Origin of the sequence: Streptomyces xiamenensis (genome assembly GCF_000993785.3) — a bacterium.
Lineage (GTDB): Bacteria > Actinomycetota > Actinomycetes > Streptomycetales > Streptomycetaceae > Streptomyces > Streptomyces xiamenensis.
This window is the reverse complement of the sequence record NZ_CP009922.3, coordinates 1,728,846-1,755,405: the sequence shown is the minus strand read 5'-3', so window position 1 is coordinate 1,755,405 and position 26,560 is coordinate 1,728,846. Positions and strand designations below refer to the sequence as shown.

Annotated in this window: 21 protein-coding genes; 5 read left to right on the top strand and 16 right to left on the bottom strand. The window is 72.5% G+C overall.

The features are described 5' to 3' along the window. Positions 1-10: 10 nt before the first annotated feature. The 9 genes from SXIM_RS07965 to SXIM_RS07925 form a co-directional block, all read right to left on the bottom strand. Positions 11-1,081, bottom strand: a complete 1,071-nt coding sequence (locus SXIM_RS07965) for an ABC transporter permease (protein WP_043176729.1) — start codon at positions 1,079-1,081, stop codon at positions 11-13. Then, entirely contained in the window at positions 1,078-1,815 is a 738-nt protein-coding gene (locus SXIM_RS07960) for an ABC transporter ATP-binding protein (RefSeq protein WP_030725472.1), read from the bottom strand. The genes SXIM_RS07965 and SXIM_RS07960 overlap by 4 nt, the downstream gene beginning before the upstream one ends. 20 nt (positions 1,816-1,835) lie before the next feature. After that, positions 1,836-2,753: an FHA domain-containing protein gene (locus SXIM_RS07955; RefSeq protein ID WP_030725473.1), complete on the bottom strand. Its 918-nt coding sequence runs from the start codon at positions 2,751-2,753 to the stop codon at positions 1,836-1,838. A 42-nt stretch (positions 2,754-2,795) separates the two neighbouring features. Beyond that, positions 2,796-4,073: a vWA domain-containing protein gene (locus SXIM_RS07950; RefSeq protein ID WP_046723426.1), complete on the bottom strand. Its 1,278-nt coding sequence runs from the start codon at positions 4,071-4,073 to the stop codon at positions 2,796-2,798. Next, complete coding sequence (locus SXIM_RS27970; protein WP_425473456.1) at positions 4,070-6,049, bottom strand: PP2C family protein-serine/threonine phosphatase; 1,980 nt, start codon at positions 6,047-6,049, stop codon at positions 4,070-4,072. Before SXIM_RS27970 ends, SXIM_RS07950 begins: the two co-directional genes overlap by 4 nt. Further along, complete coding sequence (locus SXIM_RS07940; protein WP_046723424.1) at positions 6,040-8,544, bottom strand: serine/threonine-protein kinase; 2,505 nt, start codon at positions 8,542-8,544, stop codon at positions 6,040-6,042. Before SXIM_RS07940 ends, SXIM_RS27970 begins: the two co-directional genes overlap by 10 nt. Beyond that, the gene (locus tag SXIM_RS07935) at positions 8,541-9,788 is read right to left on the bottom strand and encodes a hypothetical protein (protein ID WP_046723422.1); all 1,248 of its coding nucleotides are present in this window, start codon (positions 9,786-9,788) and stop codon (positions 8,541-8,543) included. Before SXIM_RS07935 ends, SXIM_RS07940 begins: the two co-directional genes overlap by 4 nt. Before the next feature lie 107 nt (positions 9,789-9,895). Then, positions 9,896-10,945, bottom strand: a complete 1,050-nt coding sequence (locus tag SXIM_RS07930) for a glutamate ABC transporter substrate-binding protein (RefSeq protein ID WP_078846867.1) — start codon at positions 10,943-10,945, stop codon at positions 9,896-9,898. Between the two features lie 26 nt (positions 10,946-10,971). Beyond that, positions 10,972-12,498 carry a hypothetical protein gene (locus tag SXIM_RS07925; RefSeq protein WP_246156854.1) on the bottom strand — a complete coding sequence of 509 codons (1,527 nt, stop codon included), beginning with the start codon at positions 12,496-12,498 and terminating at the stop codon, positions 10,972-10,974. 270 nt (positions 12,499-12,768) lie between these two features. Between SXIM_RS07925 and SXIM_RS07920 the strand changes: the two genes are divergently transcribed. Next, positions 12,769-13,884, top strand: coding sequence for a glycoside hydrolase family 5 protein (locus tag SXIM_RS07920; RefSeq protein WP_046723421.1), 1,116 nt, complete (start codon positions 12,769-12,771; stop codon positions 13,882-13,884). 156 nt (positions 13,885-14,040) lie between these two features. Beyond that, the gene (locus SXIM_RS07915; RefSeq protein ID WP_046723420.1) at positions 14,041-14,598 is read left to right on the top strand and encodes a GNAT family N-acetyltransferase; all 558 of its coding nucleotides are present in this window, start codon (positions 14,041-14,043) and stop codon (positions 14,596-14,598) included. 42 nt (positions 14,599-14,640) lie between these two features. Here SXIM_RS07915 and SXIM_RS07910 read toward each other — a convergent pair whose 3' ends face one another. The 5 genes from SXIM_RS07910 to SXIM_RS07890 all read right to left on the bottom strand — a co-directional run bounded on the left by SXIM_RS07910 (position 14,641) and on the right by SXIM_RS07890 (position 18,611). Next, positions 14,641-15,279, bottom strand: a complete 639-nt coding sequence (locus SXIM_RS07910; protein ID WP_030725496.1) for a GNAT family N-acetyltransferase — start codon at positions 15,277-15,279, stop codon at positions 14,641-14,643. 143 nt (positions 15,280-15,422) lie between these two features. Beyond that, positions 15,423-15,992: a PIN domain-containing protein gene (locus SXIM_RS07905; protein ID WP_246156853.1), complete on the bottom strand. Its 570-nt coding sequence runs from the start codon at positions 15,990-15,992 to the stop codon at positions 15,423-15,425. 13 nt (positions 15,993-16,005) lie between these two features. Then, positions 16,006-16,470, bottom strand: a complete 465-nt coding sequence (locus tag SXIM_RS07900; protein WP_046725516.1) for a helix-turn-helix domain-containing protein — start codon at positions 16,468-16,470, stop codon at positions 16,006-16,008. Positions 16,471-16,765: 295 nt separating this feature from the next. Then, complete coding sequence (locus tag SXIM_RS07895; protein ID WP_030725502.1) at positions 16,766-17,671, bottom strand: NADP-dependent oxidoreductase; 906 nt, start codon at positions 17,669-17,671, stop codon at positions 16,766-16,768. 31 nt (positions 17,672-17,702) lie between these two features. Next, positions 17,703-18,611: a mechanosensitive ion channel family protein gene (locus SXIM_RS07890; RefSeq protein ID WP_052384965.1), complete on the bottom strand. Its 909-nt coding sequence runs from the start codon at positions 18,609-18,611 to the stop codon at positions 17,703-17,705. A gap of 207 nt (positions 18,612-18,818) precedes the next feature. Here SXIM_RS07890 and SXIM_RS07885 point away from each other — a divergent pair, with 207 nt between their 5' ends. The 3 genes from SXIM_RS07885 (at position 18,819) to SXIM_RS07875 (ending at position 20,127) form a co-directional block, all read left to right on the top strand. Next, positions 18,819-19,358 (top strand): HNH endonuclease, encoded by a 540-nt coding sequence (locus SXIM_RS07885; protein ID WP_030725505.1) that lies wholly within the window; start codon positions 18,819-18,821, stop codon positions 19,356-19,358. Positions 19,359-19,511: 153 nt separating this feature from the next. Next, a complete protein-coding gene (locus SXIM_RS07880; protein ID WP_234306716.1) occupies positions 19,512-19,790 on the top strand; it encodes a hypothetical protein in 279 nt (92 codons plus the stop codon). Between the two features lie 151 nt (positions 19,791-19,941). After that, positions 19,942-20,127: a hypothetical protein gene (locus SXIM_RS07875; RefSeq protein WP_046725514.1), complete on the top strand. Its 186-nt coding sequence runs from the start codon at positions 19,942-19,944 to the stop codon at positions 20,125-20,127. A 324-nt stretch (positions 20,128-20,451) separates the two neighbouring features. On the opposite strand, the gene pepN is transcribed toward SXIM_RS07875, so the two are convergent. Then, positions 20,452-23,031, bottom strand: coding sequence for an aminopeptidase N (gene pepN, locus SXIM_RS07870; protein WP_046723416.1), 2,580 nt, complete (start codon positions 23,029-23,031; stop codon positions 20,452-20,454). A 143-nt stretch (positions 23,032-23,174) separates the two neighbouring features. Then, entirely contained in the window at positions 23,175-26,513 is a 3,339-nt protein-coding gene (locus tag SXIM_RS07865; protein WP_030725508.1) for a S8 family serine peptidase, read from the bottom strand. Positions 26,514-26,560: the final 47 nt, after the last annotated feature.

Sequence of the window (26,560 nt, the reverse complement as noted above, 5' to 3'; positions counted from 1 at the left end):
CCGCAGACGCTCAGGTGTCCCAGCGGAACAGCTTCGCCGCGATCGCGGTGAGCACCGCGGTGAACAGCAGCAGCCCGCCGATCACCGGAAGCGCCGTCTCCCAGCCGCCACCGCGGCTCAGGACATCCGACAGCGCGTCGTTGAGATGGCGCAGCGGCAGCAGCTGGGCGATCCCGCTCAGCCAGCCGGGCATGACATCGGTGGGGAAGAAGGACCCGGCCAGGAACGCCATCGGCATGATCACCACCTGGAGAATGCCATTGGCCGCCTCCTCGGTCTTGGCCACCGCCCCGATCACCAGGCCGATCGACATGAACGCCAGCGAGCCGCTCAGCACCAGCGGGATCGACAGCCACCAGCTCCCGCTCAATTGCAGCCCGTAGAACGGGATGCAGGCGATGCCCAGGAACAGTGCCGTCTGCACCAGCGCCAGCGCCAGCGTCACCCCGACCCGGGCGCCGATGATCGTCGCCGGGTGGATGGGTGCCAGCCACAGTCGCCGCAGCAGCCGGGACTTGCGCCACCCCACCAGGGTGAGGGCCGACAGGAAGGCACCGCCCATCGCGATGGCCCAGCCCAGCAGGCCGGGTGCCAGGTACTGGATGGGCTTGACCGAGTCGTCCTCGACGGTGTCGGTGGCGAGCCGGTAGGCCGGCGGCTGGCCCGTCGCGGCCTGGTTCGCGGCCTCCACCAGCGACTGGAGCACGCTGCGGACGGTGCCGGCCCGGACGCCGTCGGCCTCCGAGTAGCGCAGCTCGACGGTGTCGCCCGACTGCCAGATGGCGCCGGCCACCTCGCCCGTGCGCACGTCCTCCAGCGCGCTGTCGAGATCGGCGGCGCGCCGGAACTCCACCACCTTGTCCAGCTCGGCGCGGGCGTCCTCGGGCAGCCCGTCCAGCACTTCGACCTCGCCGACCTGCGCGATCGGCGAGCGCGAGATGCTGTTGTCCTGGAAGAGCGCGCCGAACAGCACCAGGAACATCAGCGGGAAGATCATCATGAAGAACACGGCGGTGCGGTCGCGCAGCAGACCCAGCGCCATGTTCTTGGACAGCGGCAGCAGGCCGGAGGAGCGGCTCATTCGCGGAACTCCCGTCCGGTCAGCTGGAGGAAGACATCCTCCAGGGTGTCGACGCCCAGCTCACTGATCAGCTCGGCGGGCGGCCCGGTGCGCAGGATGCGGCCCGCGTCCATGATCGAGACCCGGTCGCACAGCACCTCCGCCTCGTCCAGATAGTGCGTGGTGAGGACGACGGTGCGGCCCTCGGAGTTGATCTGCCGCAGCAGGTCCCAAAGATTGCGGCGGGCCTGCGGGTCCAGGCCGGTGGTGGGCTCGTCCAGGAACACCAGTTCCGGATCGTGCACCAGCGCGCAGGCGATCGACAGCCGCTGCGCCTGTCCGCCGGACAGCTCGCTGTCGCGGACATCGGCCTTCTCGGCCAGGCCCACCGACTCCAGCATGGCGTCGGCGCGGTCGGTGGACACCCCGTACAGCGCGGCGAAACTGTGGATCTGCTCGCGTGCCGAAAGCTTCTCGAAGAACGCGGACGCCTGGAGCTGCACACCGATGCGGCGCAACAGGCCCCGGTTGCGCGGCCAGGACGGGGTGCCGAGCAGTTCGGCGGTCCCCTCGTCGGGGCGGCGCAGCCCCTCGATCATTTCCAGCGTGGTGGTCTTGCCGGCGCCGTTCGGCCCGAGGATTCCGTAGAACTCCCCCCGCGGAACCTCAAAGGTGACGCCGTCGACGGCCTGTGTGTCCCCGTATTTCTTGCGCAGACCCGCCACGGATATGGCGGGTCCGCCCCCCTGGTCCATGCTCACGACGTGCTGGGCCCCTATCCCCGGTAGAGAGTGATGGTCGTCCACGCCCCGACATGCACCCGGTCGCCCTCACGCAGCGGTACCGGGACGAAGGGCTGGACCGGGTCTTCCGAACCGTTGACGGTCGTGCCGTTGGTGGAGTCCTGATCCACCACGGCCCAACTGCCGTCCGGCTGCTGGACGAGGACGGCGTGCTGATGCGAGACGCCGGGGTCCTCGGAAGGCTGTGACAGGTCGATGTCCGGGCTCTCCCCGGTGGACTGGCGGCGGCGGCCGATGGTCACCTGCGGGCCGTTCAGCGGCACCTGCCGGGGCGGGGCGTACGGGGGGAGGCTCAGCTGGGCGGCCTCGGGGCCCGAACGGCGCATCATCGCCTGGAAGTAGTCGGGGTCGGGGCCCACCGTCACCATCCAGGAGGCGGCGGTGTTCGGATAGCCGTAACCGCCTTGCCCCTGCCCCTGCTGCTGGTGCGGCATCGGCGGCGGGAGCACCCAGTCACCGGTCTGGCCCGGGGCTCCGCCGCCCGGCATCGGGGCCGGCGGGGCGGGGGGCGGCGGCTGGTGACCGTACGGCTGCTGGTGGGGCGGCGCCCCGGGTATCGGCGGGCCGTCCGCGCGCGCCGGAGGTATGTAGGTGGTGGGAGAGTTGGTCAGGAAGTTGTACCGGCAGCCCTCGCAGAACGGCGCCTGCGCCTCGCGGGGCGTACGGCACTGCGGGCACACCTCGGGCGGCCGGCCGGGGTGGTGCTGCATCGGCGGGCCGGCCGGGTAACCGGGCGGGCCGGGAGGAACGGGGGGACCCGGCGGAGCCGGGTGCTGACCGAAGGCGCCGGGGGGCGGGGGCATCGCGGCGGCGGGCGCCAGCATGCGGTAGCCGCACACCTCGCACCAGTCCTCGGCCGACGACTGGTGACCGTTCGGGCAAGTCGGCACGTTACGCCCTCCCCCTGCTTCCGCTGATTCGTCTCATGTCGACTACTTCTTTACCCGGACCGTCTTCGTCGACCTCGTCTCCAGGGTCATCTCGTCGGCCTCGGCGACTTTCGCCTTCAGTCGAACAGTACCTCTCGCCGCATCCTCCACGTCCACCACCTTTGCCAGCAGTTGTGAGGTCTGTTCATTCCCCGAGCTGTGCGCCAACTGGACGGCGCGGCCCAGTTTGGCCGTCGCGCCGCGCGCGTCACCGCGCTTGCGCAGGTCAATGCCCTGCTGGATGACCGAGGCCAACTCCTCCTGCCCGGTGTAGTGGGCGACCTGCGGATTGAGGGCGGTGGCGGCCGCCATGTCGGAAGTCCACACCGCGCGGATCAGCCCCGGCCGGGCCGCGACGGGCTCGCCACCGGCCCGCACCAGCGACACCCGGGCCGCCAGCATCTCCTGCCCCACGTCGCACGGCGGGACATGGAGAGCGAGGTGATAGTCGCGGGACTCCGCGCCCCACGCACCGGTCGGGTAGTCGCCGGCGCGCGGCGGCGCCTCCGTACGGCGGCCGGTGAGATCGGCGACGGCCGGCGCCACCTGCTTCACGAAGCGGACGCCCGCCCCCAGCGGCGTCCACAGCCGCAGGCTGACATCGCCGATCTCCTTGCCCATGACGGACTCCATCATCGCGGTGAAGTCGGCCGTCAGACCGGTCGGTTCGGCGACGATGTCGGCGGAGCCCAGCAGCGCCCCGGCGATCTGGGTGACCTCCTTGACCTCCCAGTCCGTCCCCACACCACGGGCGTCACAGGTGAAGTGGCCCGCGCACCGGGCGAGGGCCTCGCGCAGCCGCTCCGGCTCCTCGTGCTCGTTGCGCCCGTCGGTCAGCAGCAGGCCGTGCCGGATCGGGGCGGTGGAGGTGGCCAGCAGGCGTTCGGCGAGCAGCAGCCACGTACTGATGGCGGTGCCGCCGGTGGCGGTCAAACCCCCCAGGGACGCCTTGGCCGCGCGGCGGGTGGCGGCGTCCGCCACGGCCAGCCGGCCCGTGCCCGGGAAGACCTCCCGGGCCCGGTGGGTGCCGGCGACGACGGCGAAGGCCGTGCCGTCGCGCAGCGTGTCGATGGCCGCCTCGGTGGCCCGGCGGGCGCCGTCCATCTTGGACGGCGGGTAGTTCATCGAGCCGGAACAGTCCACCATGATGACGACCGCGGCCTCGCCCGCCCGGTCGCCGCCGGTGGCGGAGACCGTGACGATGGCGTGCACCTCGTCGGCGCCCTGGTGCAGGAACTCGTTCTGGTAGACGTCGACGCCGAAGACCGGCTCTGTACTCATCCGGCCGCTTCCGCCACCGGGAAGGGGATGACCGCGACCGTGACATTGTCGTGGCCGCCCGACTCCAGGGCGTGCCGCACCAGGTGCTGCGCGGTCGGCAGCGGTGTCTCGCGGGCCGTGGCGGGCACCAGGTGCGCGAGCCGCTCGGCGGACTCGGCGTAGTTCCACAGGCCGTCCGTGCACACGATCACCACGCCGGGACGGTCCGGCTTGAACGACGCGGTGTGCGGCTCGACCTCGACGGCGTCGGCGCCCAGCCAGGCGGTGATGGCGTGCGCGCGGTGATCCGCCATCGCCTCGGCCTCGCTGAGCAGGCCGGCCGCGACCATCTGCGCCGCCCACGAGTCGTCCTCGGTGAGCCGGGCGGGAGCGGCGCCGGGCTCGGCCGGAATCCAGTAGGCGCGGCTGTCGCCGACCCACCCCACGGTGAGGATGCCGCCGGCGGTGACGGCGCCCACCAGGGTGCAGGCCGGGGCGTTCTGACCCGGCTCGGCGGCGGGGTCGGCGAGATCGGCGACGGCGCGGGCGGCGGACAGGACGGCGTCGTGCATGGCCTGCTGGCCCGAGACGCCGCGCGGGAGCGAGGCGAGCAGCGACTCCGCCGCCGCCTCGGAGGCGGCGGCGGACGCCTCGTGGGGGCGGGAAGAGGAGGACACGCCGTCGCAGACGATGGCGATGACGGCGGGCGAACCGTCGGCGAGGGCGGTCGCCGAGACGGTGAACGAGTCCTCGTTGCGGTGGTGCCGCAGCCCTAGGTCACTGACGGCCGCGACGCCACCGAGCGCGCGCTCGACATGATCGCGCTGCCCGGGCTGCGCGCGGCCGCAGTCGGCGCAGTAGCCGTCGCCGTCGACGCGGCCGGTGCCGCAGACGGCGCACAGGACGGGGTTCGTCTCGCGGGTGGGCGGCCGGGAGTCGCGCGTGCGCGGGTCCGCGGCGGCGCGCGGGTCGGCGGGTGCGGGCGCAGGGGTTTGGGCCGGCGGGGGCGTGGCGGCGGCCGCGGTGGCCCGGGGGTCGAGCGAGGGAATGCGAGGCCCGCCGGACGCGGGCTGCGGCGGCGGCAGGGTGAAGTCGGGCTCGGTGGGCGTATACCCGTCGGCCGCACCGGCCGGCTGGCCCGCCGGCCGTCCGGAACCCGTGTCCTGCGGCGCGGGGGCGGCGGGCGCGTGGGGCTGCTGCGGTGCGGCGGCGGGTACGGCCGGCGCGGAGGCCGGTTTGGCGGCCGACGACGGGGAGTTGGCCGGGGCGGAGCCCTTGGCCTGCGCTGCGGGGGCCGGGGCCGGGGCCGGGGCCTGGGCCGGGCTGGCGGCAGCGGGCCGGGACGGGTTGGGCGCGGCAGGATTCGCGCCCTGCGGTGCCGGTGCCGGTGCCGGGGTCGCGGCTGTTGTGCCCTGCGATGCCCGGGTGCCGGGTTGCCGCGCTGCCGGAGCCGGAGGCGCGGTGGGTGTGCCGGGGTGAGGGCCGGTGGCGCCCGGCTGCTGCCCGGCGGCCGAGGTGGCGCTGCCGGTGCCCGCGCCGAGTGCGTTCGGGCCCGGCTGGGCCGCGCCGTGTGCCGCCGGTGCGCCGGGCCCGCTGCCGGTAGCGGCAGGTTGGCCGGGCGCGGCCGGGCCGGTGCGGGGTGCGGCCGTTCCCTGCTGCGCCGGTGCGGGGCGCCCGGTGTGGGGGGTGCCCGTCGTGGCGGGGCGTGGGTCCGCCGGGGCGCCGGGCGCGGATCCGGGGGGAGTCGCGGGGCCTGCCTGGGGTGCGGTGCCTGCCGGTGCGGGCGGTGTCCCGCCCGGTGCCGTGGGGGACGCGGGGCGCCGCGCGGTCATGGGCGGGGGCGGGGGAGCGGGGGCCGCCGGGCCCTTCGCGCCCGTCGGGGCCGTGGTGCGCAGGTGTTTGCCGCAGCTGCCGCAGAACTCGTCGTCGGCTTCCAGCGGCTCCCCGCAGCCGGGGCAGGCGGAGAGTTGGTCGAGCTGCGGCATCGTCACACCCATGTCCTAGGGCGGAAGCGGTTGGCCGCCTCCACCAGTTCAATCCGTTCACTACTGTCCGGCGCCCACTGCGCGAGCCGCCGGTAGGAGCGTTCCAGACCCAGTCTGATGCCCGTCTCCTCCAGCGGCGCACCCAGGAGCCGCCCATTCTGTCCGGAATGGCCGGATAGCAGCCAGTCCAGCGCAGACCCCAGCACCTCACAGGACAGTTGTTCGCCCAGTGCTGGTTCCAGTCCCCCTGCGAGCAGCGTCTCGACCTGCCGGCCCGCCGCCAGCAGGTCCGGCAGCAGCGGCTCGGCCGGTGAGCGGTGCCGCAGCCTCGCGCGGACCGCCGCCACCCGGGCCGCGATGTGGTGGGCGGAGGTGTCCGGCACCGACTCCAGCGCGGCCACCGCCCCCTCCCGGTCGCCGGTGGCCAGCCGTACCCGGGCCAGACCGAAACTGGCGCTCACATGGCTGGGATCGGTCCGCCACACCAGTTCGTAGTAGTCGGCCGCGTTGTCCTGCTGGCCCAGCGCCTCCGCGCAGACCGCGAGCGCCAGCTTCGGGGCCACCTCGCCCGGGAACGCGTCGTACACCGCGTCGAAGGACAGCGCCGCCGTGCCCAGGTCGCCGGTCGCCAGGGCGGCCACGCCCTGGTACCACACCACCCGCCAGTCGTCGCCGCACTCGTCCTCCAGCGCGGACAGCAGCCAGCGCGCGCTCTCCCGCCCCCGCCCGTCCGGCAGTTCCAGCAGGGCCCGCAGTTCGCGCAGCCGCCGTTCGACCGAGTCCACCGGGGCGGCGCTCAGCGCGGTCAGCAGGTCGGCGGGCGCGCCGGCCATCAGCCCGGACAGAAAGCCCGCGTTGGGGTCCTCCGGGTCCACCTTGGGAACGGGCAGCGCCAGGGCCGCCGCCTCGATGTCCACCGGCGTGGTCAACGGGCCGGCGGCCGGCGGGAGCGCCGACGCCGCCGCGGTCCGCGCCGCCCGGCCGCGTACCCGCCGCCGCGCGCCCAGCGCCGACACGTCACGGCCGAGGCCCGGCAGCAGCTCGGTGTCCGGCACCCGCAGTTCGGGGCCGAACAGCTGCGACAGCGCGGGCTGCGGCTGCCCCGACTGGAGCGCCACCACCTCCCGCAGCACCCCCGTCAGCTGCTCGGACATCTGCTGCGCGGACGCGAACCGCCGCTCCGGGTCCGGGTCGGTGGCCCGTACCAGCAGCCGGTAGAACGACTCGTACCGCCGGAAGACCTCCACATGCTCCGGCTCCGGCAGGCTGTCCGCGAAGATCGTGGTGTAGCCCTGGAAGTCGAAGGTCAGCACGGCCAGCGTGCGCGCCACCGTGTACAGGTCGGAGGCCACGGACGGGCCCACCTCAGCGACTTCGGGCGCCTGGTAGCCGACGGTGCCGTAGATCGCGCTCTCGTGGTCGTCCATCCGCCGCACCGCGCCCATGTCGATCAGCTTCAGCTGGTCGTTCTGCTGGATCGCGTTGTCGACCTTGAAGTCGCAGTACAGCAGTTGGCGGCTGTGCAGATGCCCCAGCGCGTCGAGCGCCTCGATGCCGTACGCGCACGCCTGCTCCACCGGCAGCGGATCGCGCCGCCCGTCCGCGCTGCGCCTGGTGTTGGCGATCTCCTTCAGCGACCGGCCGCCCACGTACTCCATGACGATGTAGCCGTCGAGGCTGCCGGTGCGGCGGTCCAGATGCTCGACGAAGTTGTAGATCCGCACGATCGTGGAGTGCTCGATCTCGGCGAGGAAGCGCCGTTCGGAGATCGCCACCTCCATGGCGTCCTCGTCGCCGGTGTCCAGCAGGCCCTTGAGGACCACCCAGCGGTGGCTGACGCGGGTGTCCTTGGCCAGATAGATCCAGCCGAGCCCGCCGTGCGCCAGGCAGCCGGCGATCTCGTACTGGTCGTGCACCAGGTCGCCGGGGCGCAGCTTGGGCACGAAGGAGTACGGGTGGCCGCAGCGGGTGCAGTACCCCTCGCTGCGCCCGGCGCGCTCGCCGCGGGTACGGCCCACCCGCTCGCCGCAGTCGCTGTTGCCGCAGAACCGTTTTCGCTCGGGCACCTCGGGGTCCGCCAGCACCTGGTCCAGCGGTTCGGGGCGGGGCACGGCGGGGATGGTCACCAGGCCGGCGCCCAGCCGGGAGCGGTGGCGGGAGGCGCTGGCGCGGGAACTGCGCACGGAGACCGGGCGCTCCGACATCGGCCCCGACAGGGAGCGGGAGAGCGCGCCGGAGACCGAGCGGTGCGACAGCCGCGAGCTGGGCAGCGACCGTTCGGAGGCGGCCGATGGCACCGAGGCGGGCGCCGAGCGCTGGGAGGGTACCTCGCCGCGCCGCGGCGCGTGGGTCAGGCCGGTGCCCACGCCGCCGATGTCGCCGCGCGCCGAGACGACGGGGGCGAGCCCGCACAGGTCGCAGTAGAGCTGTCCGTCGCCGACGTCCTCGTAGTGGCCGGCGCAGCCGGGCCGCTGGCACGGTACGGACAGGGGTCCGCTCTCGCTCATGGCTCGCTCCGCCCTGTCAGCACTTCGGCCGCCGCGTCCTGGTAGCGCTGCACCGCGCTCTCGGCGGCGCGCAGATCGCACGGCGCGGTCCACAGCAGGCGGCGGGCGGCGTCGTAGCGTTCGGACAGCAGGGGGTCGTCGTTCTTGCCGAGCCGGACGGCCTTGGCGCGGTAGGCGTCGAGACGGCCGCGCAGTTCGGCGCGTATCGCGAGCGGGGCGGTGACGGCCGACAGGGAGGAACGGGCGCGTTCCAGCTCCTCCTCGGCGCGTACCTCCAGCGCGTCCAGCAGCGGGGAGAGCCGGTGCCACTGGGCGCGGCGCCGGTACTCCCCGGCGGTGGCCAGCTGTTGCTGGAGGACGACGGGCGGCCCGCTGACGGCGGGGACCTCACTGGCGGCGATCTTGGACAGCACCTCGACGCGGGCGGCGCGGGCCTCGGCCAGGGTGCGGTCGGCGCGCGAGAGCACGTCGCGCAGCCCCACCAGCCGGGCCTCGGCGTCCTTGCGCACGCCGAAGACGGCGTCGACCTCGCGGCGGATGTCGTCCAGGGTGCGGGCGGCCCTGTCGTAGCGGGTGGTGTCGGGGCGTCCGCCCGCGACCGCGCCGGAGCCGCCCTCGGGCAGCCAGAAGGCGAGCGGGTCGGTGATGACCTCGGCGCGCAGCGCGGTCAGTTCGGCGGTGACCCGCTCCAGGTCGTCGCCGGAGGGGTGGGTGCCGGGGCGTACGCCGGCGGAGTGGGCCAGTTCGCTGACCCGGCGCAGTTCGGCGGAGAGCAGGTCTATCCGGGCCGGCAGCGCGGACCACACGGCGTCGGCGGCGGCGACCACGCCCAGTACCTCGCCGTAGCCGCGGTTCATCCGGGTCACCAGCTGCTGCCAGCTGGTGTGTTCGGCCAGCAGCTCGCCGCCGGTGATCACCAGGTTGCGGCCCTCCAGCAGGTGGCTGAGGCGGGTGAGTTCCTCGCGGCCGGGGAAGCGGCGGCGGCCCCGCAGTTCGCGGGCCCGCGCGAGGGTCTCGGTGCAGGTCTCGAACCAGGACCACAGGTCGGAGACGATGGCCTCGGCGTGCCGCCAGCGTTCCAGGGTGAGCCCGGTGAGCTGGGCGCCTTCGAGCAGCCGGCGCCCGGCGTGGTCCTGGAGGGACAGCAGGGACGTCTCGATCGCCTCGTGCTCGGCGGCGAGCCGCGTCAGGGCGCGGTCCACCTCCTCCCGGCTCAGCACCCGTTGACCGGAATCCGGGGCCATCGCTCTCCCCTCTGGCTGTGACTGTGGCTCTGGTACTGGTACTGGCTGTGACGTCGCCGCATGTGCGCGCTCGTTGATCCTTCCCCCGTCCGCGTACGGTTCACCGGTCAGTCCCGGTATCGCGGCGCGGCCGGCTCCGGGGACTGGTCCGGTGGGAAGTAGTCGGCGAGCCAGGCCCGGTAGGAGACGCGCCAGTCGCTGCCGTCGCCGCCGGCCCGGTAGTCCTCCAGTATGGCGTTGACCCGGCGCACGAGGTCCTCGTCGCCGGGATTCATCGCGATGCCGTAGGACTCCTCCTTGATGGGCTCGCCGATCAGCCGCATGGTGGGGTCCTGCGCGGCGTGGGCGGCGGCCAGCGCGCCGTCCGTCATCAGGGCGTCGGCCTCGCCCAGCTGGATCCGTACCAGGCAGTCCAGATGACCGCCGGCCTCCACCAGCGCGGCGCCGTGCGGCTCGCTCTCCAGCAGGACCCGGGCGGTGGTGTCGTCGCCGCTGCACACCCGCATCCCGGCCAGCGAGGAGTCGAAGCCGGTGATGGTGGACCAGCGGGGCGCCAGCAGCTGCTGGCCGGTGTCGAAGTAGGGGGCGGAGAACGCCACGGACTCCCAGCGGGTGCACGTGATGGACATGCTGCGGATCACCATGTCCACCTCCCTGTTCTCCAGGAGCGGGATGCGCTGGTCGGTGGGGATGGGGCGCAGGGTGACCAGTTCGGGGTCGCCCAGCAGGTCGGCGGCGACCGCGCGGGCCAGGTCGATGTCGAAGCCGATGACGGTCTGCGGATCGTCGGGGGCCCGGTAGCCCCACAGATAGCTGTTCTGGTCGACGCCGACGATCAGCCGGCCGCGCTCGGTGATCCGGCGCACGGCGGCGCCCTCCTCGCGGGAGGGGGACCAGCTGTTGCCGGCCGGGTCGATCCCGTTGTCGCAGGTCTCGCGGGCGGCCAGCGAGCCGATGCCGTCGCCGTCCGGGGCGCTCCCGCCGCCGTCGCCGTCGTCCACCTGGATCAGGTGTCCGCCGGTCACCGGGTCCTTCGCGTCCTGGCGCCCGCCGTCGCCGGGGGCGGGCAGCGAGCCGGCCAGCATCCAGCCGGCCAGCGCCATGCCGCCCACCACCATCGGCAGCGAGCGACCGCCCGGCCGCCTCAGCGCTCCCATCGCCGCACCTCCGCCCTCACCCCGGATCACCCGTACTCCGCCAGCCTGCGGTTGATGCCGAGCACGGTGCCCGTGGCGGCCAGCGCCGCCAGCGCCAGCGACCCGACCAGCAGTCCGGTCTGCGCTGCGGCGGCCCGTTCGGCGGCCCGGGTGAACTGGCCCTGCTCGTGGGCGACGGCCCGCTCCAGTGCCTCGTGGACCCGGTCGAAGGAACTGCCCGTCGATTCCTCGCCGATGACGAGTTCCACCGCCTCCTGGTACTCCCCGGCGTTCTCCCGCTGCCGGGCCTCTTCGTGCAGGGCCCGCCACTCGCCGACCGCCGCGTGGGCCGCCCCGATCGGGTCCCGCCCGTCCTCGTCGTCGGCGAGCCGCCAGGCCGCACCCAGCCGCCCGCGCGGCGCGCCGTCCTGCGCGTCGTCGGCCTGCGGCCCGGCCAGTTCGGCCATGCGCTCCTGGTAGCTCTCCTCGAAGCCGGTGCCCGAACCCCGTGCCACCAGCGTCATGCTCTCGGCGCCCCGGGCCTGGAGGGCCGCGATCCAGGCGTCGTTGAGCGCGCTGAGCGACTGCGCCCCGCCGCGATCCGCCTCGTCCAGCGCCGCCCTCGCGAAGGTGTGCGCGCCCACCAGCCACAGCAGCAGCACCAGCGCCGCCCCGGTGGCGGCCAGCAGGCCCTGGTTGAACACCCGGTGGGTGCGCAGCCAGTGCCGCCGCTGGGCCCAGGCCAGCACGCCGAGCGCGAGCGCGGCGGCGGCCAGGGAGAACCAGGGCCAGGCGCCCGCCCGCCGGGCGTCGTCCTGGAAACGGCCGGTCTCCAGCGCGTACAGCGACTCGGCGGCCGGCAGCAGGACTTCCTGCATCCGGCTGTCGGCGTACCGCAGATAGGCACCGCCCAGCGGCAGCCCCTGCCGGTCGTTGGCACGAGCCGTCTCCACCAGCCCGGTGTACACCGGGAGTTCGGCGTTGAGCAGGGCGATCAGCTGCTGGGCCTGCTCGGAGTTGCCGGTGTGCGCGGCGGCGCGGGTGAGCAGGGCGGCGGCGGTGGCGACGCGCTCCTCGTAGCGCTCGCGCACCTGGGGTTCGGAGCCGCTGCCGGTCAGGAAGGCCACGGCCGCCGTGGTGTTGGCGTCGGCCAGCGAGCGGTAGATGTCGGCGGCCTCCGCGCTGAGCGGCTGGCTGCTGTTGATGAGGGTGTCGGCGGCGTCCGAGCGGTCGCCGATCTGCCAGGCGGTGGCCGCGCCGAACAGCAGCAGCGCGGCGGCGACGGCGGCCCCGATGATCCGCAGCCGGCCCGGCTCGGTACGGGCCGAAGTGCGCAGCGAGCGTGCCCCCTTCGCCCAGTCCGAGAGCCGGGGCCGGCCCGGCTCGGTACGGGCCGAAGTGCGCAGCGAGCGTGCCCCCTTCGCCCAGTCCGAGAGCCGGGGCCGGCCCGGCGGCCGGGGCGGGGCGGGCGGTACGGGCGGCGGTGCGGCCGGTACGTCCGGCGCCACGGGCAGTGGCGGCGGGGTGTCCGGGGGCAGGCCGGGCGGCGCCGGAGTGTGCGGTGGCTGCCTCACGTCGGGCCCTCCCCCCTGGTGTGTGGCCACGGCCAGAAGTATGGCCGGTGTGCCGTGATCCAGACAGTCTTTACCGGGATCTTGTCGCGATCGCGATGTTGCGCCCCGCGCCGGGCGCCGTGAAGGTGCCCCGGGTGCGCCGGAGTCGGCTCTTAAGCCTCCTTAAGGCTGTCTTCACCGTCCCCCAACTGACACGCATTGACCACCCGTCAGGTTGCACTTACGTTCACATCGGTCTCGATCCCTCCCCCACGGCAGACGAGAGGTCCCATGAGCCACACCCCCACCACCGACAGCGGCGCTCCCGCCGCACACCGGCGCCGGAAGCGGCCCGGAACCCGCGCCCTCGCCTCGCTGGCCGCGCTGCTCACCGCGACCGGCGCCGCCGCGGCGCTGTGGCTGGGCGGCGGCACCGCCACCGCCACGGCCTCCGGCGGCGACACCCCCGACGAGCCGCGGCGCGCCGAGGCCGTCACCCCGTACCAGCAGCACGGCGCCCTGGAGATCTGCGGCCTGAGGCTGTGCGGCGAGGACGGCAGTCCCGTCCAGCTGCGCGGCATGAGCAGCCACGGCACCCAGTGGTTCGAGCACTGCCTGACCGAGGGCTCGCTGGACGCCCTCGCCTACGACTGGGGCGCGTCGCTGCTGAGGGTGTCCACCTATGTGCAGGAGGGCGGATACGCGACCGACCCGCAGCGCTTCACCGACATCGTCAGCCGGGTCATCGACCAGGCCACCGCGCGCGGGCTGTACGTGATCGTCGACTGGCACCAGCTGAGCCCCGGCGACCCGAACGCCAACACCGCCCTCGCGAAGCGGTTCTTCACCGACATCACCGCCCGCCACGGCCACCAGGACAACCTGCTCTACGAGATCGCCAACGAGCCCAACGGCGTCAGCTGGCAGTCCATCAAGAGCTACGCCGAGGAGGTCATCCCGGTGGTCAGGGCCGGGGCGCCCGACGCCGTCGTCCTGGTCGGCACCCGTGGCTGGTCCTCGCTCGGCGTCTCCGACGGGGCCGACGAGAACGAGATCGTCGCCAACCCGGTCAACGCCGACAACATCGCGTACACCTTCCACTTCTACGCGGCCTCGCACCGCGACCACTACCTCTCCGTCCTGGACCGGGCCTCGGACCGGCTGCCGATCTTCGTCACCGAATGGGGCACCCAGGACTACGCGGGAGAAGGCGCCAACGACTTCGCCATGTCGCAGCGCTACCTGGATCTGATGGCCGCCAAGGGCATCAGCTGGGCCAACTGGAACTTCTCCGACGACTGGCGCTCGGGCGCCGTCTTCCGCGAGGGCTCCTGCGCCGCCGGTCAGTTCTCCGGCACCGCGCCGCTCAAGGAAGCGGGCGTGTGGGTCCGCGACCGGGTGGGCTGACACACGCCACGCCGTGGCGGCCGGCCGGGGCCCGGGCACACGTACGGGGTGTGAGACGCCGCGTACGTCCGTACCCGCCCGGTCGGCCGCCACGCCGGCTTCCGTGATGTGAACGACCACTTCCAAGATCGATGATCACCGGGCAAGATCACCAGCATGACCGGCGAGGAACCCGTATACGTGCTGCCCCTGGCCCCGCTGCGGCTGACGGGCCACGGCGTGCAGCTGCGCGAGTGGACGGCGGCCGACCGGGCCGCCATGGTGGCGCTGTTCGACGACCCGGAGATCGCCCGGTGGACCCCGCTGCGTTCACCGTTCGACGAGGCCGCCGCCGATGACTACCTGGCGAAGGCCCGCGACTCCCGGCCCGCCGGCCGCCGCGTTCAGCTGGCCATCACCGTGGACGGGACCACCCCGCTGGGCGAGGCCGTGCTGTTCCCCAACGCGGACGCCGAACGCGAGGCCGAACTGGGCTACACCGTGGGCCCCGCCCACCGCGGCCGGGGACTGGCCGCCCGCGCGGTGCGGCTGCTGGCCGAGTACGCCCTGACCGAGCTGCCCGTCCCGCGGGTGATCCTGCGGATCGAGCCGGAGAACGCGGCCTCCAACGCCGTCGCCCGCGCCGCCGGGTTCACCCTGGCGCCGGACGAGCCGCTGCACCGGGAGATCCGGGGCCGCGCGGTCACCCTGCTCACCTGGGCCCGGCACCCCTGAGCGGCCGGACGGCCGCCTTGGGACGCCGCACCGCCGGCCGTCCTACAGCCGCAGGCCCAGATACAGCACCTGGGCCTCCTCGGTCGGCTCGCGGAGGGTGACGAAGCCCAGCCGGGTGTAGAAGGCGTGCGCGGCGGTGTTCGCCGGGTTCATGCCCAGATGGACGCCGGGGACGCCGCGTTCGCGCAGCGCGTCGAGGTACGCCGTCATCAGCCGGGTGCCCAGACCACGCCGCTGCCCCCGCGGCAGCAGGTCGATGTGCAGATGGGCGGGGTGCTCTCGCACCACCTCGGCGTCGATCATCCGCTCCGGCGCGTGCAGCAGGCCGCGCAGTTCGCCGTCCATGTCCGTCGCCCCGGCCAGCTCCGGGAAGCGGTCCCGCACCCGGGGCAGCCACGTGGCGCGGAACGCGCGGTAGAACGCCCGGGTGTCGGCCGCGCCCACGATGTAGCCGATCGGCCCGTCCCCCTCGTCCGCCACGAACACCAGCTCCGGGGCGAGTTCGGCGTACGGGGTGGCGAACAGCGCCGGCAGCACCCCCGGATCGCGGTAATGGCCCCGGGCGTCCCCGCCGTTGTACCCGGTGCGGACGCAGATCCGCCGCAGGGCCGCGGCGTCGGCGGCATCGCCCGGACGGTAGCGGCGGATCTCGACCTCGGCCTCGACATCGGAATGCGTCATGCGCGCCATTGTGTGGCCCGGGATCTCCGGCCGCCAGACTCGGGCCTCCTCAGGTCACGACACGGCCCCGGCAAGCGCATGGCGCTTCTTTCCAGGTCTCTTCCTCGCGCGGCGGAGGACGCAGCTCCGTCTCTGCCCGTGGCTCAGTAAGCGCCTTGCCCGTTCACGGCTCCAGGTCCACGGCGCAGGGCGGCCACGGACTCGGTCAGTCCGGACCTCTCCAACTGGCCCAGCACATCGTCGAACGTCTGCGGCGGGCGCCGGTGGGAAGTGGCGATCTCTTGCACACAGGCGTACACGACGCGATCGTCCAGGCCCATGAGATCCAACATGAAATCGTCCGCGGACCTGCGTTCAATGTCCCACTTGGCGAGGTAGTCGCACGGGAAGTCTTTGCGATTGTCCGTAACGATCACTTGGGCGCTCGCCCGGATGGCCGCGGCCAGCACATGCCTGTCGTCCTTGTCGGGCAACTCGAGCCCTTCGACGAGTGGCTCGAAGCCCGTGACCAGACAATCGCGTACCGCCTGGTTCATGAGCGATCTGCGGCGTGCCAAGTTCTCAGGAGCGATGTCGTAGTTCAAGGCGATATTCCGGTCCACCTCGTCCAGGATCGCCTCGGTCCATCTCGCGCGGACGAAGCCTCTCTGGCTGACGCGGATCAGCAGATCCCGCAGTGTGTTCGGATATAAGGCGCATGCGTCGTAGATCACGACAAACGCCATGTCAGAGCAGCCCCAGATCTTGATCCAGTTCCATCAGTTCGTCGGCTGTCTCCTTGCGCCTCGCGTCGTCCTCACGCAGGTACTGATGTAGATCAGCAAAGCGGATACGGCGGTGGCGGCCCACAAGTCTGAAGCGGATCTCCCCGGATTCAAGGAGCCCGATCAGGTACGGGCGGGACACATTGAGCATGTCGGCAGCCTGCTGGGTCGTCAGCTCGGCGTCGACCGGCATGATCTGGATGCCTTGGCCATTGGCCAGGGCTGCCAGCATCGAGGCGAACATCTCCGCCACGGGACGCGGCAGGACAAGCGCCTCGTCGCCGGCTCCGGTCTCCAGGTGCACCTGGACGTCTTCGTCGCTCCGGGAAGTCCGTGAGAGGTAATCGTTGATTCGCCGCAGCGCTCGCTGTGCGTCGGCCGCGTCGACTACGCCTGGTTCGAGCTTCTTGCCCGCTGCAGTCCCCATGGCGTCCTCCATCCTCGTATTCGAATTATCCGCAACAGGCGAAGCAAACGCAACCGTGCTGCCGGTAACGACCCCCGAACGGATGATGGGTCTGTGCCGGTGGACGGGTCAGCACAGCCGGCAGAGCCGGCTCGGGCGGATCCGTCGGCATGCCGTGTCTCGCGATCCGGGAACAGGACCACAGGGTCATCGATGGACGCGTGAGTGCCGCCAAGAGGGCGTCCGGGCCAGGAGTCACACCCAGCCGACGCCCTCCGCCTGAGCCGCGGCCAAAACACACATCGGACTCACTCGTCTAGACGGTGAGCACGATCTTTCCGCGCACGTGGCCGCCCTCGCTGCGCTCGTGCGCCTTCGCGCCCGCGTCCAGCGGATACTCCGAGTCGATCGCCACCGTGAACCGCCCCTCCCGGGCCAGATCGGCGGCCTGCGGCAGCGCGTCGTACGCCGGCTCGTCCGACATCGCCGAGGTGACCCGCGCCCCGTGCTGCGGCGCGGAGAAGTCCGCGATGCTCACCACCCGGCCCGGATCGCCCGCGATCTCGATCAGCTCGGGCAGCGACCCCGAACCCGCCGTGTCGAACACCGCGTCCACCCCCTGCGGCGCCAGCTGTGCCACCCGTTCCCGCAGGCCCGCCCCGTACGTCGTCGGCAGCACCCCCAGCGAGCGCAGGTAGTCCTGGTTGCGGTCGCTCGCCGTGCCGATCACGGTGATGCCGTTGGCCACCGCGAACTGCGCCGCCGCGCTGCCCACTCCGCCGGCCGCGCCCTCGATCAGCAGCGTCTGCCCCGTCGTCACCCCCAGCAGGCGCAGCGCGCGCATCGCGGTCTCCGAGGTCACCGGCAGCCCGGACGCCTGCTCCCAGGTGAGCTCCGCCGGCTTGACCGTGTAGTGGTCGAGCACCGCGTACTGCGCGGACGCGCTCTGTCCGGAGCCGAAGACCTCGTCACCGACCGACACCCCGGCCACTCCGGAGCCGACCTCGTCGACGACACCGGCCGCGTCCGTGCCCGGGATGGCGGGGAAGGCGAGCGGCGAGGTCTCGTCGAAGAGGCCGCGCCTGATCTTCCAGTCGATGGGGTTCACCGCCGCCGCGCGCACCGCGATCCGGACTTGGCCGGGCCCCGCGTGCGGCTCCGGTTGCTCGGTCACCCGCAGCACCGAAGGGTCGCCGTAATCCGTGTAGGTCAGTGCGCGCATAGTGAGATCGCCTCCCAGGTCGCTTCGCTCCTCACCCCTCAGTGTTACGGAGCGTCGCGCCCGGCGCAGCTCGAAGCTTCTCCAGCGTCACGCCGGCCGCGTCCACCTGCGCGATTCCGGCCTCGTCCAGCGTCTGCTTGACGCGGCGCCGCAGTTCCCGTTCCACGGTCACGGCCTTGCCGGGCATGGTGCGGGCCCGCACCTTCACCACCATGGAGTCCAGCGTCACCGACTCAAGGCCCAGGACCTCCAGGGGTTCCCACACCAGTTCGTCCCAGGGGCTGCCGGCCGTCCGCAGTTCCTCGCCCGCGCCGGTGATCAGCTTGCGCACCTGCTCGTAGTCGGCGTCCGCGCGGACCTCGATGTCGAGCTGGGCGGTGGCCCAGCCCTGGCTGAGGTTGGCGACGCGCTTGATCTCGCCGTTGCGCACGTACCACAGCTCGCCGTTCTCGCCGCGCAGGGTGGTGACCCGCAGCCCTATCTCCACCACGGTCCCGGTCGCCTCGCCCGCGTCGATCCGGTCCCCGACCCCGTACTGGTCCTCCAGCAGCATGAACATTCCGCTCAGCACGTCGGTGACCAGGTTGCGCGCGCCGAAGCCGATCGCCACGCCGAGGAAGCCGGCGCTGGCGATCAGCGGGCCCAGTTCGATCTCCAGCTGGGACAGGACCATCAGCGCGGCGGTGCCCAGGACCATGACCGAGGCGGCGCTGCGCAGCACGGAGCCGATGGCGGCGGCGCGCTGGATCCGCCGTTCGGGGCTGGCCAGCAGCGAGCCGCCGCTCCGGCCGCCGGTGCGGCGCTTGTCGTCGCGGTGCATGCGCTTGATGAGCCGGCTGATGGACCGGCGCACAACGGCGCGCAGCACGAAGGCGATCACCACGATCAGCGCGACGCGCAGGCCCGTGCCCAGCCAGGCTTCCCAGTTCTCCCTGCTCACCCGTCCACCGTAATCGGGGAAGGGGCCCCCACCGGTCCGGTTCCGGCCCGGGGCAGGGAGAAGTATGAGCAATACGGGGCAGGTGTGGCGAATGACACCATCGGTGCATTCCCTGTTCGTGGTGGCGCTTTCCCCCGCGGCCGGGACACACTGTGGGAGATCGTCCCGGCGCGAGCCACGCGCCGCCGACGGAACTGGAGGGCATCCGTGCCGCAGGTCCTGGTTCTCAATGCCTCGTACGAGCCGCTCGGCGTCGTCCCCATCCGCCGCGCGCTCATTCTGCTGCTGAACGACAAGGCGGTGAGTCTGGAGGACTCGGACGTCCTGATGCGCAGCGCCACCCATGCCATACCGGCACCCAGCGTGGTACGGCTCAAACGCTTCGTCCGGGTTCCCTACCGGGGCTCCGTGCCGCTCACCCGGCGGGCGCTGTTCGCCCGCGACGGCGGCCGGTGCGCGTACTGCGGGGCCGTGGCCACCAGCGTCGACCATGTGATCCCGCGCAGCCGGGGCGGCGCGCACGCCTGGGAGAACGTCGTCGCCGCCTGCCGCAGCTGCAACCACATCAAGGCCGACCGGCAGGTCGCCGAGCTGGGCTGGCGGCTGCGGCACAAGCCGGGGCCGCCCTCCGGGCTCGCCTGGCGCATCATCGGCACCGGCCACCGCGATCCGCGGTGGCTGCCGTACCTCCAGCCGTACGGCGCGGACGACGCGCTGGCCAGAATCGAGGGACGGACCTCCGCCTGAGGGGAGCGGCGCCGCAAATCTTTTCGCCAACCGTGGGTGATATCGATCGCTTTCCCGTAATTGCGGTCGCGAGGACGGATGGGGTGGCGTTGACTGGGTAGGGCAACGAGGGCACCGAAGTCCGCGTTACCGCCCGTGAACGGAGTGAGGCCCGTGGCCGCACCCAGTAAACCCGCCGTCGCCCCCCATCCGCCCGCCCTCATCGGCGAGCCCACAGTGCCGTACGACGAGCTGCCGGCCATGCCCTGGGACGAGACCGGCGAACTCGACCTGTCGGAGCTCACCGACCCCGACGCGGCGGCCCGTGCCCTGGACCCGCCGCTCACCAGCGAGCCGGCCCCCTGGGACATCGCGCCCCTCACCTCGGAGCAGCCGCTGGCCGCCGCCGAGCTGCCGCTGACCTCCGAGCCGACCGGGGCCACCCCGCACTGATCCGTACGAAACGGCGGGGGCGTGGGAAAGGCCGCGGAAGGGGTTCGTTACTGTGGGGGGCGTGGTCAACGCGAACAAGAACGCCCGTGGGCAGAAGCGACTGAGCCAGCGCGGCCTGCGCGCAGGAGCCCTCACGGCCGGCACGCTGCTGATGCTGCTCATGACGTCCCCGGCCGCCCAGGCCCTGACGCGCGAGGACGGCGACGACCCGGGCTCCGGCCTGAGCGTCATCGAGACCCTCGGCCTGTTCGTGGCGGCCCCGATCGCCCTGTTCGTGGTGATCGCCGGGCTGGTCGTGCTGGGCGAGAAGAAGAAGCCGGCCAAGCAGCAGAGCTGATCGCCGCCGCCCGGCTGAGCGCCCCGGAACGGGGCGCGAGCGGGGCATGAGGCGAACGGCGCCGCGGCACCGCGAGGACCGGCCCGGTCGCGGCCGGGCCACCGCGATCCGTCGTGTTGTTCCGCGGGCCCCGCACCCGGGGCCCGCGTTTTCGCATGCCCGGACCCGGCGCCGATCGAACCGGGCGAGCGGGCGGCCCGCCCGGTGCGACTCCCGCGCGGTAGCGGGCCCGTACGGCGAACCCGCACCCCGCTCCCACGGACGGGGGCGCCGGACCGAGCGGTCCGGCGCCCCTGCGCCGTGGCCCCGTTCCCCTACCGTCCGTTACGCCTGCGCCTCGGCCGCCGCCTTGTCGGCGAGCTGGGCGTTCAGGGCGCGCTCCACACCCGCCCGGGACTCCGTGACCAGACGCCGCAGCGCCGGCGACGGCTTCGCCGCCTCCAGCCACGCGTCCGTCTCCGTCAGCGTCGCCCCGCTCACCTGGATTCCCGGGTACAGACCGACCGCGATCTGCTGCGCCATCTCATGGCTGCGGGAGTCCCACACGCTCTTGAGCACCGCGAAGTACTCCGGCGTGTACGAGGCCAGCAGCTCGCGCTGGTCCGCCTGGACGAAGCCGCCGATGACGGCCTCCTGCATGGCGTTGGGCAGCTTGTCGCTCTCCACCACCAGCGCCCACGCCTCGGCCTTCGCCTCCCGCGTCGGCCGGGCCGCCCGCGCGTACGCCGCGTGCCGCTCGCCCGCCGAGGTGCGGTCCCGCTCCAGCTCGGCCGCGATCTCCTTCTCGTCCGCGCGCCCGGTGGCCGCCAGCCGCTGGAGCAGCGACCAGCGCAGCTCCGTGTCCACGGCGAGCCCCTCCACGCTCCGCGAGCCGTCCAGCAGTCCGGCGATCAGGGCCAGTTGCCCGTCCGTGCGGGCCACCGAGGTCAGCGCCCGCGCCCACGCCAGCTGGTGGTCGCTGCCGGGCGCCGCCTCCGCCAGGTGCCGCTCGGCGGCCTCGCTCCAGCGCAGCAGCCCGCTCTCGCGCCACTGCGGGTCGGCGTAGAAGTCGAGCGCCATGGACACCTGGCGGTGCAGGGACTGCACCACGCCGATGTCCGTCTCCTTGCCGATGCCCGAGAGCACCAGCGCCAGGTAGTCGCGGGTGGCCAGTTCGCCGTCGCGGGTCATGTCCCACGCCGAGGCCCAGCTCAGCGCGCGCGGCAGCGACTCGGTGAAGTCGCCCAGGTGCCGCTGCACCACGGCCAGCGACTCCGGGTCAAGGCGCACCTTGGCGTACGACAGGTCGTCGTCGTTGAGCAGCACGACCGCCGGGCGCATCTGCCCCACCAGCTGCGGGACGTCCGTCAGTTCGCCGTCGACGTCCAGCTCGATCCGGTCGCGCCGCACCAGCGCGCCGTCGGTCAGCTCGTACAGGCCGATGGCGATCCGGTGCGGGCGCAGCGTCGGCTCGCCGGTGGCGCCGGGCGGCAGCGCCGGGGCCTCCTGCCGTACCGCGAACGAGGTGATCGCGCCGTCCCCGTCCACCGTGAACTCCGGGCGCAGCACGTTGATGCCGGCCGTCTGGAGCCAGGCCTTGGACCAGGCGCCCAGGTCCCGGCCGCTGGTCTCCTCCAGCGCGCTGAGCAGGTCGGTGAGGCGGGTGTTGCCCCACGCGTGGCGCTTGAAGTACGCCTGCACGCCCGCGAAGAACGCGTCCATGCCGACGTACGCCACCAGCTGCTTGAGGACGGAGGCGCCCTTGGCGTAGGTGATGCCGTCGAAGTTGACCAGGACATCGTCCAGGTCACGGATCTCGGCCATGATCGGGTGGGTGGAGGGCAGCTGGTCCTGCCGGTACGCCCAGGTCTTCATGGAGTTCGCGAAGCTGGTCCAGGCGTGCGGCCAGCGGCTGCCCGGCGCGTGTGCCTGGCAGGCGATCGAGGTGTAGGTGGCGAACGACTCGTTCAGCCACAGGTCGTTCCACCACTCCATGGTCACGAGGTCGCCGAACCACATGTGGGCCAGCTCGTGCAGGATGGTCTCGGCCCGCATCTCGTAGGCCGCGTCGGTCACCTTGGAGCGGAAGACGTACTGGTCGCGGATGGTGACCGCGCCCGCGTTCTCCATGGCGCCGGCGTTGAACTCCGGCACGAACAGCTGGTCGTACTTGGCGAACGGGTACGGGTGGTCGAACTTCTCCTCGAACCAGTCGAAGCCCTGCCGGGTCACGGCGAAGATCGCCTCGGCGTCGAGGTGTTCGGCCAGCGAGGGCCGGCAGTACAGGCCCAGCGGCACCGAACGCCCCCCGGGCCCGTCCCAGCTGCTGTGCACCGAGTGGTACGGGCCCACGATCAGCGCGGTGATGTAGCTGGAGATGCGCGGGGTCGGCTCGAACCGCCACACGTTGTCGGCGGGCTGCGGGGTGGGCGAGTTGGAGATGACCGTCCAGCCCTCGGGCGCCCGCACGGTGAACTGGAAGGACGCCTTCAGGTCGGGCTGCTCGAAGCAGGCGAACACCCGCCGCGCGTCCGGCACCTCGAACTGCGTGTACAGGTACGCCTGCTCGTCCACCGGGTCCACGAACCGGTGCAGGCCCTCGCCCGAGTTGGTGTACGCGCAGTCGGCGACCACCACCAGCTCGTTGTGGCCCTCCGCCACGTGCGGCAGCACGATCCGGGAGTCGGCGAAGACGTCCGAGGCCGGCAGCACCTCCCCGTTGAGCGCCACATGGCGGACCGAGGGGGCCACCAGATCGATGAAGCTCGCCCCGGCCTCGCGCGCCGTGAAGTGCACGGTCGTCTCGGAGCGGAAGGTGCCGCCCTCCTGGGCACCGGAGAGATCGAGCGTGATGGTGTAGCTCTCCACGCTCAGCAGCCGGGCCCGCTCCTGGGCCTCTTCGCGGGTCAGATTCGTGCCAGGCACCAGTTCTCCTTCACGTACACGTGTGTACTCCTGTACTCCGTCCGGTCATCCTTCCACGGGCCACGCACACCGGGGCGGTGCGCGACCTGCGCCGCGCCCGCCCCGGTGCCGTTCACCGTCCCCGCGTGGGGGTCAGGGTGAGGTCAGGAGCCGCTCACCTTCTCGATGATGATCCCGCCGCTGCCCGTCACCGTTCCGGCGGCGTTCAGCAGCTTCACCTCGCCGAAGAACTCGCGTCCGGCGGAGGCGTCACCGGCGGCCGAGATGACGGTCACCTCGGCGTCGATCTCCGCGCTCGCGCCGCTGGCCAGCGAGATGACCTGCTCCTCGTCCACGGCCACCGTGCCCAGCTCGGGGGAGAGGTAGGCGTCGCGGTAGTCGTAGGCGGTGGACCCGGACGGGATGGCGTACGCGTGCACCTCGACGGTGTACGTGCCGGCCGCCGGGTTGGTCAGGACCACGCTCTCCTCGGAGCCGCCGGAGGCCGACTGGCCGACCAGCGTGCCGTCCCGGTACACGTACAGGTCCAGGTCGGCGGCCGGGTCCGAGGTGCCGCCGATGACGGCCTCGAAGCGGGTGACGCCGGCGGCCAGTTCGACCGTGCTGGTCTGGTACGCGCCGGTCTCGATGGTGGGCCGGTCGGTGGCCACCGAGCCCAGGTCACCGGCGGACAGGGTGCCCTCGATCGGCGCCAGCGTGTTGCTGACCTCCCAGCTCACGGGGAGCGGGGTGCCGACGGTGGCCTCCTCGACGGTGACCGTGCCGGGCTCGAAGACGGTGCCCAGGGCGGTCGCGGTCATCGTGTACGGGTTGTCGAGGTGCGGCGAGGTGCGCCGGGCCTCGACCTCGATCTCCCACACGCCCGGGGTCGGGTTCTCGTACGACCGCAGGTCGGGGCGGCAGGTGTTCGAGGGGTTGGTGTAGTTGGGGTAGCAGTTGACGGTGGAGGAGTTGTCCGCCAGCGTGCCCCACGGGGTGATGGCGATCCACCGGGTCTGGCTGCCCTCGGTCAGACCGTCCAGCTTGACCTCAAGGCTCTTGGTGCCCTCGGGGACCTTGATGAAGTACGAGGTGCTGGCGTTGCGCTGCACCGTCGAGGTCTTGGTCACCGCGTAGGAGGGTCCGGCGAGCTGCTCGGTCACCAGGATGGTGCTCAGGACCTGGAGGTCCACGCCCTTGGTGGAGCGGTCGTCCACACCCAGCAGCACGCTGTGCGCCCCGGCCGAGCGCGGCTTGGCCTGCACCTTGACGGTGACCGGCTTGTTGAGCGGCAGCGAGACGGAGCTGCTGCCGACCAGCGAGAAGGTCTTGTCGTGGTTGTTGTCCAGGGTCAGCTTGTGCTGGACGTTGCGGTTGGGGCCGCTGGTACGGGTGAGGGTGATGTCGTACGTCTTGCGCTCACCTACCTTGGGGGCGCTCTCACGGTCGTACACGCCGGTGCCGAAGCCCGGGGTGGCCAGGAACTCGGCCAGATCGCTGCTCACCGGCGCCTTGACGGTGTACTCGTGCGCGGTGGCGCCCTTGGTGATGAGCTTCCACGCGGCGACGGTGTCCATCAGGCCCGCGCCCTGCTCGTGCGCCTGCACCCCGGAGATGGGGTCGGCCGAGGAGGTCAGCGCGGTGCGCAGGTCGGCGGCCGACAGCTCGATGCCGCGCTGCTTGGCACCGGACAGCAGCAGCGCCGCCGCGCCCGCCACCTGCGGCGAGGACATCGAGGTGCCCTGGAGCATCCCGTAGCCGGGCGGCAGCGCGTAGCCCGCCTCGGCGACCGGCGCGCCGGGCTGCCAGGTCGGGATGGTGTTGATGGAGGCGCCGGGCCCGGTGATGGTGGGCTTGAAGCCGCCGTCGGCGCGCGGTCCCGCCGAGGAGAACGGCAGCATGGCGTACTTCTTGGTCACGCCGGAGCCGTAGTTGGCGGCCCAGGTCTCCTTGGAGATGGCGGCGCCGACGCTGACGACCTTCTCGGCGACCGAGGGGTCGGAGACGGTGTTGACACCCGGGCCGTCGTTGCCGGCCGAGATGAACAGCTGGACGTCGTAGGTGTCGATCAGCTCGCTGTACACCCGGGCGCGGGCGTTGTTGCCGTCGTTGAGCGCGGGCAGGCCGCCGATGGAGACATTGACGAGGTCCACGTCGCGGTTGACGACGAGGTCGATCATGCCCTCGAACATGGCGGTGGCGGTGCAGCCGCCGTTGAAGCGGCAGGCGCGCGAGGAGACGATCTGCGCGCCGGGGGCGGCGCCGTTCATCTGGCCGCCGAACAGGCTGTTGGCGGCGGTGATGCCGGCGACGTGGGTGCCGTGCCGCCCGGAGACGATGCCGATGTTGACGAAGTCGCGGGTCTGCCCGATCCAGTCACCGCCGTAGGGGTCCATGGGGACGTCCTCGCGGATCTCCACCACGAACGGGACGGACTCGGCGATCTCGGTGTCCGGGTTGTCGGTGCCGAAGTAGCCGATGTCGTGGTTCTCGCGGTACGGCTTCATGACGGCTTCGTCGGTGAAGTCGCCGTCGTCGTTGAGGTCCACCCGCACGGTGCCGGCCGCCGGGTCGTACAGCACGGCCCAGGCGCCGTCGGTGCGGCCGTCGCGGTTGACGTCGCCGCCCAGCTCACCGGCGGCGATGTTCTCCCGGAAGATCGAGACGTAGTAGTCGCCCGCCGGGGCCTTGTAGTCGCGGCCGTTGTAGCTGAAGGTCTCGCCGGAGACCGCGGTGGTCATCGGGCGCCAGGAGCCGTCGCTGTCGATGATCGGGTCGGTGGCGGTGACCCAGTCGGTGACCTTGCGCTCGCCGGTGGTGGTCTCCTGGAGGGAGGGGTGGGCGAGGTCGACACCGGTGTCCAGGACGCCGATGGTGATGCCGCGGCCGTCGTACTTCTTGTTCTGCTTGACGAAGTCGACGGCGCCCGTCTCGTGCGAGGGCTGGTACGGGTTGGCGGCCTTGGTGGTGGCGTCGGGCGCCTGGTAGGACGTTCCGTTGCCGCCGCCGGAGCCGTGGCCGCGGCCGAGCTCGGTGTCGGGCAGCGGGTCCGGTACCTGGATCTCCTCGTTGAGGTCGATCGCGTACACGGAGGACAGCGCCCGCGCCTCGTCGATGGCCTCGTCGGCGGCGCCGGTGCGCACGGTGGCGCGGACGTAGCCGATCTCGTCGAGGGTGTAGCCGACGGAGGCACCCCGGATGGCATCCAGCGCGTCGCTGACCTCGTCGGTCTGGCCGGGCTCGGTGGCGATCATCAGGGTGACGTGCGGCTCGCCTGCGGCCTTGGCCTCGGCGAGCAGCGTGGCGTCATGGGTGCCGAACTTGTCGTCGATCGGCTTGTCAGCGGCCGAACGGGTGAGCGCGTCGCTCTCGGCGGCGAAGGCGGGCAGCGCACCCGTGACGGCCAGCGCGCTCACCAGCCCGGCGGCGAGCGCCACCCGGGCGGCCCGTGCCGAGCGTCTCCTGCCGGTGGCAGGGGGGAACAGGGGAGAAGTATGAGACATGGGCATCCTTGTTCGGATTCCGGAACCGGATGACCGGTCATCATACG

What these genes read in the sequence shown, in the direction of transcription:
- SXIM_RS07965 (WP_043176729.1), bottom strand. Translation starts at nt 1,081, where the DNA reads ATGAGCCGCTCCTCCGGCCTGCTGCCGCTGTCCAAGAACATGGCGCTG.
- SXIM_RS07960 (WP_030725472.1), bottom strand. Translation starts at nt 1,815, where the DNA reads ATGGACCAGGGGGGCGGACCCGCCATATCCGTGGCGGGTCTGCGCAAG.
- SXIM_RS07950 (WP_046723426.1), bottom strand. Translation starts at nt 4,073, where the DNA reads ATGAGTACAGAGCCGGTCTTCGGCGTCGACGTCTACCAGAACGAGTTC.
- SXIM_RS27970 (WP_425473456.1), bottom strand. Translation starts at nt 6,049, where the DNA reads ATGGGTGTGACGATGCCGCAGCTCGACCAACTCTCCGCCTGCCCCGGC.
- SXIM_RS07940 (WP_046723424.1), bottom strand. Translation starts at nt 8,544, where the DNA reads ATGAGCGAGAGCGGACCCCTGTCCGTACCGTGCCAGCGGCCCGGCTGC.
- SXIM_RS07935 (WP_046723422.1), bottom strand. Translation starts at nt 9,788, where the DNA reads ATGGCCCCGGATTCCGGTCAACGGGTGCTGAGCCGGGAGGAGGTGGAC.
- SXIM_RS07930 (WP_078846867.1), bottom strand. Translation starts at nt 10,945, where the DNA reads ATGGGAGCGCTGAGGCGGCCGGGCGGTCGCTCGCTGCCGATGGTGGTG.
- SXIM_RS07920 (WP_046723421.1), top strand. Translation starts at nt 12,769, where the DNA reads ATGAGCCACACCCCCACCACCGACAGCGGCGCTCCCGCCGCACACCGG.
- SXIM_RS07915 (WP_046723420.1), top strand. Translation starts at nt 14,041, where the DNA reads ATGACCGGCGAGGAACCCGTATACGTGCTGCCCCTGGCCCCGCTGCGG.
- SXIM_RS07910 (WP_030725496.1), bottom strand. Translation starts at nt 15,279, where the DNA reads ATGACGCATTCCGATGTCGAGGCCGAGGTCGAGATCCGCCGCTACCGT.
- SXIM_RS07900 (WP_046725516.1), bottom strand. Translation starts at nt 16,470, where the DNA reads ATGGGGACTGCAGCGGGCAAGAAGCTCGAACCAGGCGTAGTCGACGCG.
- SXIM_RS07895 (WP_030725502.1), bottom strand. Translation starts at nt 17,671, where the DNA reads ATGCGCGCACTGACCTACACGGATTACGGCGACCCTTCGGTGCTGCGG.
- SXIM_RS07875 (WP_046725514.1), top strand. Translation starts at nt 19,942, where the DNA reads ATGCTGCTCATGACGTCCCCGGCCGCCCAGGCCCTGACGCGCGAGGAC.
- SXIM_RS07865 (WP_030725508.1), bottom strand. Translation starts at nt 26,513, where the DNA reads ATGTCTCATACTTCTCCCCTGTTCCCCCCTGCCACCGGCAGGAGACGC.